Origin of the sequence: Flavobacterium sp. K77 (assembly GCF_021608205.1) — a bacterium.
GTDB classification, from domain to species: Bacteria; Bacteroidota; Bacteroidia; order Flavobacteriales; family Flavobacteriaceae; genus Flavobacterium; species Flavobacterium turcicum.
In genome coordinates this window covers 1238079-1252398 of the sequence record NZ_JAKIHO010000001.1, presented here as the reverse complement: position 1 = coordinate 1252398, position 14320 = coordinate 1238079, and the positions used below count along the sequence as shown (strand labels likewise).

The following is a 14320-nucleotide window of genomic DNA, read 5'->3' as shown; positions in this document are numbered from 1 at the left end:
TTTATTTATTTCCTTTCTCGAAATCAGCAACAAACTGCGCCAATCCAATATCTGTCAAAGGGTGTTTTAACAAACCGTAAATTGCTGATAACGGGCCAGTCATTACATCAGCACCAATTTTAGCACAATTTACAATATGCATTGTATGACGCACTGATGCAGCTAAAATTTGAGTTTCGTAACCGTAATTATCGTAAACCAAACGAATCTCTTCAATCAATGCCAATCCGTCTGTTGAAACATCATCCAAACGTCCCACAAATGGCGACACATAAGTTGCTCCCGCTTTAGCAGCTAAAATAGCTTGCCCAACAGAAAACACTAAAGTAACATTGGTCTTAATTCCCTTATCTGAGAAATATTTAGCAGCCATAACCCCTTCTTTGGTCATTGGTAATTTTACCACAATTTGGTCATGTAAGTCAGCAAGCTCCTCACCCTCTTTAACCATACCCTCGTAATCAAGAGCATTTACCTCAGCACTTACGTCACCTTCAACAAGGTTACAAATGTCAACATAATGCTTTAGAATATTGTTTTTACCTGTAATGCCCTCTTTTGCCATCAATGACGGATTGGTAGTTACACCATCCAAAACACCTAATGCTTGCGCTTCTTTAATTTGAGCTAAATTAGCTGTGTCAATAAAAAATTTCATAATTGTTGTATATTTAATTGTGTGTTATTACTCTTTTGGGCGTTACCCTCCGCAAAGCTACGGGTCGTGCTTTTCGCTATATCCTCGCAAAAAAAGCGAGGGATGCCGCTACAATCACTAACGCGAAACCGTTGCAAAACTACAATTTAGAATCTGAATTTAGCTCCAATCGCTAAATCTATTCTTAATAAATTTTCATATTCTTCCTCATTGAGTTTGATTGTTTGTGTAGATCCATCTTCATAAGTATACTTTAACTTTTTTAGAACCGATCCTGCAAAATTAAACTGAGGACCTATCAAAAAATTAGGACGCACCTTAAAATGATATCCAAGTCCACCAACAATTCCAACGTCACCACCAGTAATTTTTACTGGATTACCCACAATCGAAGCATCATTTCGATAAGCCATATAACCTAAAGCAAGTTCTAAACTGGGTTCTCCTAATTTGCCATTTAAGTTATCCGAAATAATAAATGATGGCCCAATAAATGATATTTTGATATTATCAGCAATATCTCCACTAATGAAGTTCCCGTTACCAAAATCAATAACTTGATTGCGCAGTACAGCATCTGAACTAAATACATTATACTTTAAACCTACTCCATTGCTCTGGTTAGTAATGTAATAAGCAGAAAAATCATAACTACTCCCCGATTTCAACTCTTTATAATATTTTTTCTCTTGTGCAGTTAGATTATCAGGTGAGGAAGCAACTCTCCAACTCTTTGCTAAATTAGCCATTAGCAAAAATTTAGGATTTTCACTCTTTGCTACAGCAGCCGTTACTTCCTTTTCATTAAAATTTACGTTTGATTGTACAATCGGGCCACTATTGATAGTATCTTTTACTGATGCTGCATCATTCCATGCACTACTATTTGTATTTTTTATGACACCAGTTGTAGCATCATTAATTCTAAATTGTTGGGCAGCCGCAGCGATACTAAAAAGCGGAATAATTAAAAGAGCTTTCTTTAAAACCATATTTAAATAATTATAAGTTATAATGATTCATTAGTATTTTTTCGTACACTTTGTCAGGAAGGATTCGCTTTAGTACGATACTGAATTTTTGTAAAAACGCACCTACCTTATAATGTCCTCTCGGACTTGGCGCAGAAATAATAGCGTATACAGCTTCTGCCATTTGATTGGGATTGCTACCACTGTCAACATGTGTATCCATTGTTTGCAAAGTTTTGCCGTAAGAAGCCTCGTAAGGCGAACCCGAAATTATAGGCGCATGATACCTTCCAGAAGCTATATTGGTAGCAAAATCTCCTGGTGCAACATTTGTAATATGTACTCCAAAAGATTTAACCTCCATACGCAAAGCTTCAGTTATCAGCTCCAAAGCTCCTTTTGAAGCCGAATAAATACTGCGATATGGCAAACCCATGTAGCCCGCAATAGAAGTAATATTGATTATCAAACCTGATTTTTGTATGCGCATTTGCGGTAAAGCGGCTTTCATAACTTCAATTGGTCCAAAAAAATTAGTCTCGAAGTGATTTTTGATTTCCTCCATCGGAATTTCTTCTAGAGGACCTGTAATCCCAACTCCAGCATTATTAATCACTACATCAATTCGTCCAGCCAACTTAATAACCTCAGCAACTGCAGCATGAATTGAACTTGCATTTCTTACGTCTAGTTGTAATAATGGAAAAACAGAATTTTGAATATTTTTAGGATTTCTGCTTGTTCCAAACACCACAAAACCCTTTTCATGTAAAAATTTGCCTATTGATTTTCCAATTCCTGATGATGCGCCCGTGATCAATACTACTTTTTTCATTGGTATTTTGTTGTTGCTAGAAAGGTCCAAAAATAAAAAAATCCTCCGTAAGGAAGACTATATAATGAAGTGAATTTCGGAAAGTAAATAAAATAAAAAATGGCAAGCGACCTACATCGCACCGCTCAACCACGTACCCTTGCTATGTTCCCATCCTGGGGGAGTCTGCAGGAGCTGGTCGTGTAGGACTTGCCGGTGCAAATATACAACCTTTTTATATTTTCGCAAGAGCTTTACCTATTAAAAATAACGTTGTATATTGCTTCAACAAAAAATAGATCTCATGAAAAAACATAACTTCCTATCTGTCATTTTATTAAGCATAGCATTAACAAATTGCGGCGATACAAAAAAAGATACAAATACTTTATTTTCCTTTGATAGTAGCAAATTAAAAGAGCAATACACACCAAAAGAAACAGCTTCATTAACACTTTTGAACAAGGAGGATAAAGCAATTGACAGCATTGTTTATTATGTAAACGATAAAAAAATTGCAACCAAAAAAGATGCTACAGCTCTGCCATTGGTATTACAAGACCAGAAACTAGGTTACCAAACCATAAAGGCTTTGGTCTATTTTGAAGGACAAAATTCTGAAGCAACTACTCGCATCGAGCTAGTCTCAGATGTACAACCCAAATTATTAAAGTATACCATCGTAAACACCTACCCACATGACACAGCAGCCTACACGCAAGGTTTAGAGTTTTATCGCGATACTTTATACGAAGGAACAGGAAATGGAGCAGGAAATAGCACGGGAGTAAAAGGAATTTCGAGCTTACGCAAAACCAATTACAAAACCGGCGAAGTGTATAAAAAAGTAGAATTGGCAGAACAATATTTTGGCGAAGGCATTACCATTTTAAACAATAAAGTATACCAATTAACTTGGCAAAATGGCGAAGCTTATGTATACAATGCCGACACTTTTGCGAAAGAAAAAACTTTTCCTTATTACAAAAAAATGGATGGTTGGGGATTGGTAAATGACGGAACTAATTTATACATGACAGACAGTTCAGAGACCATTCATATTTTAAACCCTGCTACTTTTCAACTAATTGATCAAATACATGTTTACTCGCTTAACTCTAAAGTTGCAGCGGTAAATGAACTCGAATGGATTAATGGAAAAATTTACGGAAACGTTTACCAAAAAGACGCTATAGCTGTTATAAACCCTAAAAACGGAGCCGTAGAAGCCATCATTAATTTAGTCGATTTAAAAAAGAAAATCACGCAATTACCAGATACTGATGTACTAAACGGAATTGCTTACAACCCAAAAACTAAAACTATTTTTGTAACCGGTAAAAACTGGGATAAAATGTTCGAAATCAAAGTAACAGAATAATTACTTATGATCACGCTATTTACCAATATCAAAGAGTTAATTCAAATCAGAAAAGTAGGAATCACAAAGGTTTCAGGTTCCGAAATGGCCGTTTTACCAACCATACAAAATGCTTTTCTGGTTATTGAAAATGATTTAATTGTTGATTTTGGATCAATGGACAATTTACCAGAAATAAATCCTGACAAGACGATTGATATTACTGGGAAAATGATTTTACCTACTTGGTGCGATAGTCATACGCATTTAGTTTATTCTGGCAATCGGATTCAAGAATTTGTAGATCGAATTAACGGACTGAGCTATGAACAAATAGCACAGCGCGGTGGCGGAATTTTAAACTCTGCCAACAAACTCAACCAAACTTCTGAAGACGATTTATACGAGCAATCAAAAGAACGTTTAGAAGAAATCATGCGCATGGGCACAGGCGCTGTTGAAATAAAATCAGGTTATGGTTTAACTGTTGAAGGCGAGTTGAAAATGTTACGAGTTATTCAGCGTTTAAAAACAGCATATCCTATTGCCATAAAAGCAACATTCTTGGGCGCTCATGCATTACCTACCATTTATAAGAACAACAGAGAAGAATATATCGACCTAATAATAAATGAATTGTTGCCCGCTATTGTAAAAGAAGAGTTGGCTGATTTTATTGATGTTTTTTGCGAAACTGGCTATTTCACTGTCGCAGAGACAGAACAAATCATGCAAGCAGGAATTTCTTTTGGCCTAAAACCAAAAATTCACGTCAACCAGTTCAATGCTATTGGTGGCATTCAAGCCGGAGTCAATAACAATGCGCTTTCTGTAGATCATTTAGAAGTTCTTACTCCAGCTGATATTGAAGCCTTGGCAAAAAGCCAAACGATGCCTGCTGCATTACCATCTTGTTCGTATTACTTAAGCATTCCTTATACACCAGCTCGCGAAATGATCACTGCAGGCCTTCCGCTGGCTTTAGCCTCTGATTATAATCCAGGATCAACACCTTCTGGAAACATGAACTTTGTAATAGCAACAGCTTGCATCAAAATGAAAATGACACCCGAAGAAGCTATAAATGCTGCAACAATCAATGGAGCCTATGCAATGAACTTATCCAACACTCACGGCAGTATTACCATTGGTAAAAAGGCCAATTTTATAGTAACTAAACCCATTGCATCTTATGCCCAATTACCTTACTCTTTTGGAAGTAACTTGATAGAAAATGTTTTTATTGAAGGAAAAATAATTTCATAAAAAAAGAGGAATCAACTGATTCCTCTTTTTTTATGAAAACTACCTACCTTGAATTATTTCAAAGTAAAACTAGTTTTCGAAACCAATTGATCTTTGTCAAAAATGTTAACATAATAAACACCCTTTGGAAAATCTTTCCCTTTCAAGTTTTCAGTTACATCAACTGTTTTGTTCTCATAATTAATATTCGATACAAAACTATAAGTCAACGAATTCTCTCCAAAGTTTTCTGTTTTCTTGTCTCCAAGAACATTGTTTTTGCTGTCAATAACTTGAACAAAGTAAGTTTTAGCGCCAGATTGTGCCACTTGATTTTCAGCAATAGTGTAGCTAATTTTTAAAACATCAGCACGACTAGCTTTTTCAGTAGAAATTTCTTTACCACTACTTCTCAATTTAAATGCAGATCCTCTTGTATTCAAAACAGTCAATTTTGCAGCTTTTTCTACCACTTTAGATAATTCTTCGTTTTGCCCCACTAGAGTTTCGTTGTATTTTTTTGACTCTCCCAAAACAGTTGCAGTACTATCTCTTTGCGCTGTTAAAGTAGTATTAGCCTTTTTAAGTGCTTCATTCTCCTCCATTAAAACCTTCATGTTGCCTTGCAAAGTATTGTATTGCGCTTTGTATTTTGCCAAACTTGCCACGTCACCTTTCGACTTTGATAAACTTGCCATTAAATTAACCACCTTATCACGCTCCACAATCAGTTCGTCTGACATTGAAGTATTTTCAGCGATTGCCGCATCATAAGTAGCTTTTAGTTCTTCTAAGTCTTTCATAACAGACTCTTTTTCAGTCGTAGTTGTTTTTAATTCTGTTTGTACAACTTCTGCTTCCGATGTCATTTTAAAGATATACACCAAACTTCCCACTAAAAGAAGTGCTAATATGGCTACTATCGCTTTAAGACTTGAATTGCTTTTTTGATTTTCCATCTCGATTTAATTTTTTATTTATTTTTCAAATTTAACAATATATAATCACCTACTAACGAATGTTAACACAATTATATTATTTTTGGAAAAAAATTTATTTCTCTAATGGAAAAAATAATCCCGTTTACCTCTCACGATCTTGCTAAAATAACCAACCACCGCAGTGGAGAAATAAAGTTTGGGGAAAAAATGATTACCATTCCAAAAGAGAATGACACGCTTGAGTTTTTAAAAAAATCAGAGGCTAAATATGTGTTATTTGGTATTCCTGAAGATATTGGCATACGTGCCAACTACGGCAGACCCGGAGCTGCATCTGCTTGGGAAAGCGCTATAAAAAGCATTGCCAATATTCAGCACAATAAATTTTGTAAAGGAAATCAAATTTTGGTTTTAGGCACATTAGATGTAAAACAATTAATGAAAGATGTTGCCTCTTTAGATTTTAATGATATCGATGACCGTTCAAAACTCAGTCAATTAGTTCAAAAAATTGACAAAGATGTATCGCACATTATATTTAATATTGTTTCCTCAGGAAAAATACCAATTGTAATTGGTGGCGGCCATAACAACTCTTACGGTAATATAAAAGGTACCGCTCTCGCAAAAGGAAAACCTATTAACGCAATTAATTTTGATGCGCACTCTGATTTTAGAATCTTAGAAGGTCGCCACAGCGGCAACGGATTTTCCTATGCCTACGAAGAAGGTTTCCTGAAAAAGTATTTCATCTTTGGATTACATGAAAATTACACTTCAAAAAATGTATTAGACATTATCAAAAAACTTGAAAATAGAGTTCGATACACTACCTATGACAGTATTTCTATTCGAGGCGAAAAAGACTTCAGACAAGAAATGCAAGCTGCCTTAGAGTTCATCGATGACAACCACTTTGGTATTGAAATCGATCTTGACTCTTTACCTAATATAGCTTGTAGCGCCATGACAACTAGTGGTTTTTCAGTTGAACAATTGCGCCAATTTATTTCCTTTTTTGCAAAGAATAAAAATGCTGCATACTTGCATATTTGCGAAGGTGCTCCTGACTTAGGAGAAGAATTAAATAACCACTTAATTGGAAAACTTATTGGTTATTTAGTAACTGATTTTATAAAAGCAAATCAATAAGACAATAAACCAAAACATAACATAAAATGGGAGTGCAGAAACCCAAACAATAAATAAACTATCTTTGCAGCTCCAATCTTGTACTTCTTGCAAGATTTATTAATTTATAATTTATGTTATTCGAAGAATTATCATTATCCAAAAGCATACAAAGAGCCGTTTTTGAAGAAGGCTACCTAAACCCTACTCCTATTCAAGAGCAATCCATTCCTATTATTTTATCAGGTCGCGATTTAGTTGGTTGTGCGCAAACTGGAACCGGAAAAACAGCCGCATTTGCCATACCTATTATTCACCAATTGCACCGAATTGTTGGTTCATCAAAAAAAGCCAAACAAATTCGCGCATTAGTCGTTACACCAACTCGCGAACTAGCAGTGCAAATAGGACAGAGTTTTGACACTTATGCCAAATACACCAATTTAACTCAGCTAACCATTTTTGGTGGTGTTTCACAAAACCCGCAAGTTGACACTTTAAAAAACGGTATTGATGTACTTATTGCAACGCCAGGCCGCTTACTTGATTTACACAAACAAGGTTTTATAGATCTAGATCATTTACACACTTTAGTACTAGACGAGGCAGATCAAATGTTAGATATGGGTTTTGTAAATGATGTCAAAAAAATTGTGAAACTCACGCCAAAGAACAGACAAACGCTGTTTTTTTCGGCCACAATGCCAATTGCAATTAGAGAATTAGCCGAATTGTTTTTAACTGATCCTGCCTCGGTGACCGTTTCTCCTATATCTTCAACTGCCGAAAATGTAGAGCAACGCGTGTATTTTGTCGAAAAAGGTGAAAAAAGAAACTTACTTTATCACTTGATTAAAACTGAAAATTTGACCGATGTACTCATTTTTTCAAGAACAAAACACGGTGCTGATAATGTTGTAAAAGCATTAAACAAAAACAATATCGCTGCCGAAGCTATTCATGGTGATAAATCGCAAAACGCCAGACAAAGAGTACTTGATGCTTTTAAAAACAAAGAAATTGGTGTATTAGTGGCAACTGATATAGCCGCTCGTGGAATTGATATTGAACAACTTCCGGTTGTAATAAACTTTGATTTACCTAATATTCCAGAAACCTACGTACACCGAATTGGTCGTACAGGACGCGCAGGTAATGGCGGAATTGCTATCTCTTTTTGTGGCAAAGACGAGCATCCTTATTGGAAAGACATTCAAAAACTTATAAAAGTTGATGTTAAAACAGTAACTGACCATCAGTTTCAATGGCATTCAGGAAGTCCTGACGCTGCAGCGGGAAGCAAGCCAAAAAATTCAAACAGAAGCGGTGGCGCTCATAAATCCAGAAAATCAGCAGGTTCTAAACAAAACAAGAAACGTTGGTATTAAAAAATATTTAGACAATAAATCAAAAAAGCCTCAATTGAAATTAATTAATTTGAGGCTTTTTCTATTGTAATTATTTTAAAATTCGATATTAGCTTTTAATCATTCATCGAAATTAAAAACTCTTCGTTATTTCTGGTTTTCTTGAAACGATCATTGATAAAATCCATTGCTTCAACAGGATTCATATCAGATAGGTATTTGCGCATAATCCACATACGTTGCAATGTTTTTTGATCTAGTAACAAATCATCACGTCTGGTACTTGATGAAGTCAAATCAATAGCTGGGAAAATACGTTTGTTGGCAATTTTACGATCTAATTGTAACTCCATGTTACCCGTACCTTTGAATTCTTCAAAAATTACTTCGTCCATTTTAGAGCCAGTTTCAGTTAATGCAGTAGCAATAATACTTAACGAACCGCCATTTTCTACGTTTCTAGCAGCTCCAAAAAAACGTTTTGGTTTTTGCAAAGCATTAGCATCAACACCACCACTTAACACCTTTCCAGATGCAGGTTGAACAGTGTTGTAAGCACGAGCCAATCTGGTGATCGAGTCGAGTAAAATAACTACGTCATGACCACATTCTACCAAGCGTTTTGATTTTTCGAGAACAATATTGGCAATTTTCACATGCTCTTGCGGCTCACGATCAAATGTTGAGGCAATTACTTCACCTCGCACACTACGCTGCATATCCGTAACCTCTTCCGGGCGCTCGTCAATCAATAAAACAATTAAGTAAACCTCAGGATGATTTGCTGCAATAGCATTAGCAATTTCTTTCAATAACATGGTTTTACCTGTTTTTGGCTGCGCCACAATCATACCACGCTGCCCTTTTCCGATAGGAGAAAAAAGATCAATGATACGAGTAGAAATAGTACTTTGCTTCTCAGCTAATTTGAATTTTTCAGAAGGAAAAACTGGAGTTAAATGCTCAAACGAAACACGATCACGCACTACTTGAGGATCGTGACCATTGATTTTCAAAACACGTACTAATGGAAAAAACTTTTCTCCTTCTTTCGGAGGACGCACCACACCCTTTACTGTATCACCAGTTTTTAAACCAAAAAGTCTAATTTGTGAAGTAGAAAGGTAAATATCATCTGGCGAAGCCAAGTAATTATAATCTGATGATCTTAAAAATCCATAACCATCAGGCATCATTTCTAAAACTCCTTCACTTTCTATGATTCCATCAAATTCAAAATCTGAAGAAGCAAAATTGTTTTTTTTGTTTTTGAAATTTGGGTTTTGATTCCCGTTTTGATTTCCGTTCGCGTTGTTATTTTGGTTTCCGTTAGAATTTCCGTTCTGGTTTCCATTGGATTTATTCAACTGATTAGGATTTATTTTTTTTGGAGCAACTGGCGCTTCAGCTTTCTCCTCAGCTATTTCAACCGAAGTATTTTCAACCTCATTAATAGGTTTGTCTCGATCGCCTTTCTTTTGTTTTAAAGCTATTTTTTTCTCGTAAGCTGATTTATTGAATTTTATAACCTTACCTATTTTCTTTTCAGCAGGTGTACTTTCAATACCAATCGTTTCGTCTTTGGTTTCTTCAGTTTCAGCTTTTACTGGAACTGCTTCAATGCGCTCTTGTGTTTGTTGATTTTGCTCTGATTCAACTCCTTCTTCAACATCTCTGTTTTTTGTCGGTACAATACGAACTCTTTTAGACTTATTATCTTCCTTAAGCTCTCCTTTAGTTTTTTCAGTTGCAATTGGAGCAGCGCTTGCTTGAAAATCTAAAATCAGACCAATTAATGTTTCTTTTTTAACACCATTAAATTTAATAGTTTTAGCGGCTTTAGCTATTTGTTGAAGCTCGGTAAGCTTCATTTGTTTTAATGCAGAAATATCAAACATGAAAGTTCTTGGAGTTTAATTAATTTTGTGTTGGGAATACTGTAAGGATAGGTAGTAATCGTAAAATGAATGAACCGCAGTATGAAGTGCTTACGGTAATTTGATGCAATAATACGAATAAAAATTAAGCATACAATAGTATTTTTAAAAAAGAAAATATATTTTTGTAACAGATAATGACCACAAAATGATACAAAGAATTCAAACTGTTTATTTATTTTTAGCATTTGTTGTAACGGGTGTTTTGGTTTTTTTCATTCCTCTTTGGAAAGGGACTGATGGAACTCCTTTTTACTTTATGCAAAGTCAAGTATACACTGTTCTTCTTGGTTTAAGTACAACACTTTCGGTTTTTAGTATCCTTTCCTATAAAAAAAGACAAAATCAATTTGTGTTAGGCAGATTGAATATGATATTAAATTTGATTTTATTAGGATTATTTGTTTATCGCTCACTAAGTGTATCTGGAGAAACTGCTGTTTCTGAGAAAGGTATTGGGATGTTTCTGCCTGTCGTAGCTATCGTGTTATTAGCCCTTGCTAATAAGGCCATCAAGAAGGACGAAGATCTTGTAAAATCTGTGGACCGATTGAGATAAACCTATAAATTTTAATTTATTAGTGCGAAGGAAACCCGAATTTAATCATTCGGGTTTTTTTGTACTCCTATTTTACCATTAATAACAAATAAATCACTTTAGCCTCTTTAAATTTTTCAAAAAAGAGAAGAGTAAAAACATTCTTATAGTTCTAAAGAAAAAGAAAATGATAATAAAGTTCTTAATAAATTAAAAACTTAGTATTTTTTTCATAAATTTGATTCATAGAACTTCCACATGCTTCACAAAGTCCGTATTCACCTTGCCGATGACCACCAAATTTTAATTGACGGAATTAAAACATTATTGCACACCCATTCTAATTTACAAGTAGTAGGTACATCACTAAGCGGAAGCAACTTATACCAAGAGGTAATTGACAATCAAGCAGATTTATTAGTTCTCGATTTAAACATGCCCGAAACAGACGGTGTGCAAGTTATAAGAGAATTCAATGCTAAAGGATTTCCTTGCAAGGTAATTGTTTTATCAAGCCATGACGACCTGCGAATAATTAAAGAAGTCATGAAATTGGGAGCAAAAGGTTTTTTGACCAAAAAATGTGCAGGCGAGCATATCATTGAAGCAATTGGCGCTGTACTAGACGGAGAAGAATATTTTTGTAAGGCCGTTCGCGAAAAGATTTTTACCTCTGCAACCAAAGATCTAGCTAAAGCATCAATCTTTGAAACTAAAGATGATGATAACTTAACTGAGCGAGAAAGAGAAATAATTACACTCATTGCACTTGAGTTTAGCGGAAAAGAAATTAGCGAACAACTTTTTATTAGCGTCAATACAGTTGAAACACATCGTAAAAATATAATGAAAAAATTAGATGCAAAAAACTCTATTAGCTTAGTAAAATATGCATTAAAGAAAAAACTAATTCAATAACACTACAACCACTTTTTCTCTTATCACCTTTTTTTACAAAACCAATTGCCATGCTGTTACCTCAATTTGTATTGTTGATCACATTTTATCTCAGTAGTATAAATACAACACTTGCACACCCTAATCCAACCCTTAACAACAAAACTGCAGCCCTAGCAAAACAAGCTAATGAGCTGATGAAAAAAGGAGATTTTGAACAATCTCTGGTTCAATCAAGATTAGCATTAAGTCAAGCTATTGCATTGAAAAACGATAATTTAATAGCTAGTTGTTACAATACTATTGCTGCTAATTTTGATCAACTTTCAGAGTTTGACAAGGCTTTTTACTATTATAATCAAGGTCTAACTTATGCCAACAAAACTAATAATGATGTTTTAAAAAATTGGATTCATAACAACCTTGCCAACATCTATTGTTTTGATAAAAAAGAATACAAAAAAGGAATTTATCATTACAAAAAATCCTTGTCATACAGCCTGAAGTTAAAAGACTCAGCACAAATTGTTTTCACCAAATTAAATATCACTTGGGCGTACTTTGATATTGGCAATTTTAACCAAGGCGCACCTCATTTAGATTACATCAACAAACACCATCCCAAACATGGCGACATATCAACTACGGTGGCATTAAACATGCTCAATGGTATGTATCAGGCTTCGCTAAAAAACACTAAGGAAGCACACCAATTTTTTCAAAAAGCAATTAAGGAAGGTCTTGCAGGAAACGAAAAATCAGATTTATCATATTCTCATAATGAGTACTCAAAATTCCTTTTATCAGTTGGTGATTATAAAAATGCTTACCTCAACTTAGCTCGATACAACCAAATTACTGAAGAACTCAACAACGAAGAAAAATTAAACAAGGCCAATGTGGCTGGTATCAATTTGCAAATTGACGAATACAAAAGAGAAATAGATAAAATTGAAAACCAATATGAGGATCAAAAGATTAAACTTTTAAAAGAGCAAGATCGAAATAAAAAAATAGTCATTGTGGTTGTCATAATTGTGTTGTTACTATCACTACTTTTTTATATTTGGGCACAAAATTCGAAACTCAAGCACAAAAACAAACTCAAAGATTTAAAAAGTAAGGTGCAAGAAAACATCATCAACGCATCCATAAACGGGCAAGAATTGGAGCGCAAAAAAATCGCCTCCTTTTTACATGATAATATTAGTGCTTTACTATCTTCTGCTGGGATGCAGTTACAAGCTTTTTTGATACAAAATCCTATTCCGTCCCCAGAAATAAGAAAAACAAAAGCAATTTTAGACAATGCACACGACCAAGTACGCGATTTATCACATGAACTTATGCCGTCTCTACTCGCTCGTTTCGGACTTTTTGACGCACTAGAAGATTTGTGTGAAAAAAACTCGAGCCCAATTCTAGAATTTAAATTCAATTCGGCAACAACCCATGACAGACGCTACCACGAAGAGTTTGAAATAAAGATCTACTATATTGTAATGGAACTAACAAACAATATCATCAAACATAGTGAAGCCAATCAAGCACTACTAGAAATTGAGGAAATTAATCAAGCGCTGCACATCAACTTAAAAGACAACGGCAAAGGCTTCGACTCAAAAAACTTTCAAGTGTTAGAGGGCTTTGGAATCAACCAAATCAAAGCACGTATCAATAATTTGAAAGGTTCTATAATTATCGACTCAAAATTAAACAACGGCTCGAGTATTCAGTTACAAATTCCAATTGCTTACCAAAAAAAGAAAACTAACCCCGTTTACCCAACTCAATAATCTCCATATCCTTAATCGCAGCTCCGTCAATTACAAAACGCAGCATCGTTCGCATTTGATGAAAACCACTTTTACCTGCAGCACCTGGATTTAAATGCAACACCTGAAACTGCTTATCAAACATCACTTTCAAAATATGCGAATGTCCACAAATAAACAACTTAGGAGGATTGGTTGCCAAAACTGATTTGATTGCCGCGCTGTATTTACCCGGATAACCGCCAATATGCGTGATCCAAACATCCACATCCTCACACAAAAAACGCTGGTGCAATGGGAACTCCAAACGTGCTTTCGCATCATCAATATTACCATACACGGCACGCAAGGGTTTTAATTCCTTAATTGTATCCGTTACTGCTAAATTGCCAATATCACCAGCATGCCAAACTTCATCAGCTTGTGCCACATATTTTAAAATAACATCATCAACATGACTGTGCGTATCCGAAAGTAAAAGTATTTTTTTCAATGTTTTATATTTAGGAGCTTTTTCCAGCTATCCGCTTTATTCCCGATCAAAAAACTACGGCAAAAAAGCCTTGTTTTTTAAAATCGGGAGATACCGCTGCTATCTGGGCTATAATTTTCGGTAAAAATAGCCATTATTTGGTCAATAAGAATGCCTCATTTAATCTTAACAAACTTTGGCTCTTTGCTACTTC

At 35.0% G+C, this 14320-nt stretch carries 13 protein-coding genes and 1 other RNA gene; 7 read left to right on the top strand and 7 right to left on the bottom strand.

Going from position 1 to position 14320, the window contains the following annotated elements:
* Position 1 precedes the first annotated feature (1 nt).
* From fsa to ffs, 4 genes are all read right to left on the bottom strand, one after another.
* Positions 2–658 carry a fructose-6-phosphate aldolase gene (gene fsa, locus L1S34_RS05570; protein WP_166137560.1) on the bottom strand — a complete coding sequence of 219 codons (657 nt, stop codon included), beginning with the start codon at positions 656–658 and terminating at the stop codon, positions 2–4.
* A 146-nt stretch (positions 659–804) separates the two neighbouring features.
* On the bottom strand, positions 805–1650 hold the full coding sequence (locus L1S34_RS05565) for a hypothetical protein (RefSeq protein WP_236363158.1): 846 nt from the start codon (positions 1648–1650) through the stop codon (positions 805–807).
* A gap of 10 nt (positions 1651–1660) precedes the next feature.
* Positions 1661–2464: an SDR family oxidoreductase gene (locus L1S34_RS05560; protein WP_236363157.1), complete on the bottom strand. Its 804-nt coding sequence runs from the start codon at positions 2462–2464 to the stop codon at positions 1661–1663.
* Between the two features lie 97 nt (positions 2465–2561).
* Positions 2562–2659, bottom strand: an RNA gene (ffs, locus tag L1S34_RS05555) — signal recognition particle sRNA small type.
* Between the two features lie 88 nt (positions 2660–2747).
* Between ffs and L1S34_RS05550 the strand changes: the two genes are divergently transcribed.
* Positions 2748–3824 (top strand): glutaminyl-peptide cyclotransferase, encoded by a 1077-nt coding sequence (locus tag L1S34_RS05550; RefSeq protein WP_236363156.1) that lies wholly within the window; start codon positions 2748–2750, stop codon positions 3822–3824.
* Between the two features lie 6 nt (positions 3825–3830).
* A complete protein-coding gene (gene hutI, locus L1S34_RS05545; RefSeq protein ID WP_236363155.1) occupies positions 3831–5069 on the top strand; it encodes an imidazolonepropionase in 1239 nt (412 codons plus the stop codon).
* Positions 5070–5122: 53 nt separating this feature from the next.
* On the opposite strand, the gene L1S34_RS05540 is transcribed toward hutI, so the two are convergent.
* A complete protein-coding gene (locus tag L1S34_RS05540; protein ID WP_166137545.1) occupies positions 5123–6007 on the bottom strand; it encodes a hypothetical protein in 885 nt (294 codons plus the stop codon).
* 105 nt (positions 6008–6112) lie between these two features.
* Between L1S34_RS05540 and L1S34_RS05535 the strand changes: the two genes are divergently transcribed.
* Positions 6113–7141, top strand: coding sequence for a formimidoylglutamase (locus L1S34_RS05535; protein ID WP_236363154.1), 1029 nt, complete (start codon positions 6113–6115; stop codon positions 7139–7141).
* A 113-nt stretch (positions 7142–7254) separates the two neighbouring features.
* On the top strand, positions 7255–8508 hold the full coding sequence (locus L1S34_RS05530) for a DEAD/DEAH box helicase (RefSeq protein ID WP_236363153.1): 1254 nt from the start codon (positions 7255–7257) through the stop codon (positions 8506–8508).
* A gap of 95 nt (positions 8509–8603) precedes the next feature.
* On the opposite strand, the gene rho is transcribed toward L1S34_RS05530, so the two are convergent.
* Complete coding sequence (rho, locus tag L1S34_RS05525; protein WP_236363152.1) at positions 8604–10385, bottom strand: transcription termination factor Rho; 1782 nt, start codon at positions 10383–10385, stop codon at positions 8604–8606.
* Positions 10386–10572: 187 nt separating this feature from the next.
* Here rho and L1S34_RS05520 point away from each other — a divergent pair, with 187 nt between their 5' ends.
* The 3 genes from L1S34_RS05520 (at position 10573) to L1S34_RS05510 (ending at position 13655) form a co-directional block, all read left to right on the top strand.
* On the top strand, positions 10573–10983 hold the full coding sequence (locus tag L1S34_RS05520) for a DUF4293 domain-containing protein (protein WP_236363151.1): 411 nt from the start codon (positions 10573–10575) through the stop codon (positions 10981–10983).
* A 237-nt stretch (positions 10984–11220) separates the two neighbouring features.
* On the top strand, positions 11221–11880 hold the full coding sequence (locus L1S34_RS05515) for a response regulator (RefSeq protein ID WP_236363150.1): 660 nt from the start codon (positions 11221–11223) through the stop codon (positions 11878–11880).
* Positions 11881–11930: 50 nt separating this feature from the next.
* Positions 11931–13655: a tetratricopeptide repeat-containing sensor histidine kinase gene (locus tag L1S34_RS05510; RefSeq protein WP_166137529.1), complete on the top strand. Its 1725-nt coding sequence runs from the start codon at positions 11931–11933 to the stop codon at positions 13653–13655.
* On the opposite strand, the gene L1S34_RS05505 is transcribed toward L1S34_RS05510, so the two are convergent.
* Positions 13630–14127: a metallophosphoesterase family protein gene (locus L1S34_RS05505; RefSeq protein ID WP_236363149.1), complete on the bottom strand. Its 498-nt coding sequence runs from the start codon at positions 14125–14127 to the stop codon at positions 13630–13632. The two genes, L1S34_RS05510 and L1S34_RS05505, sit on opposite strands and share 26 nt — an antisense overlap.
* Positions 14128–14320: the final 193 nt, after the last annotated feature.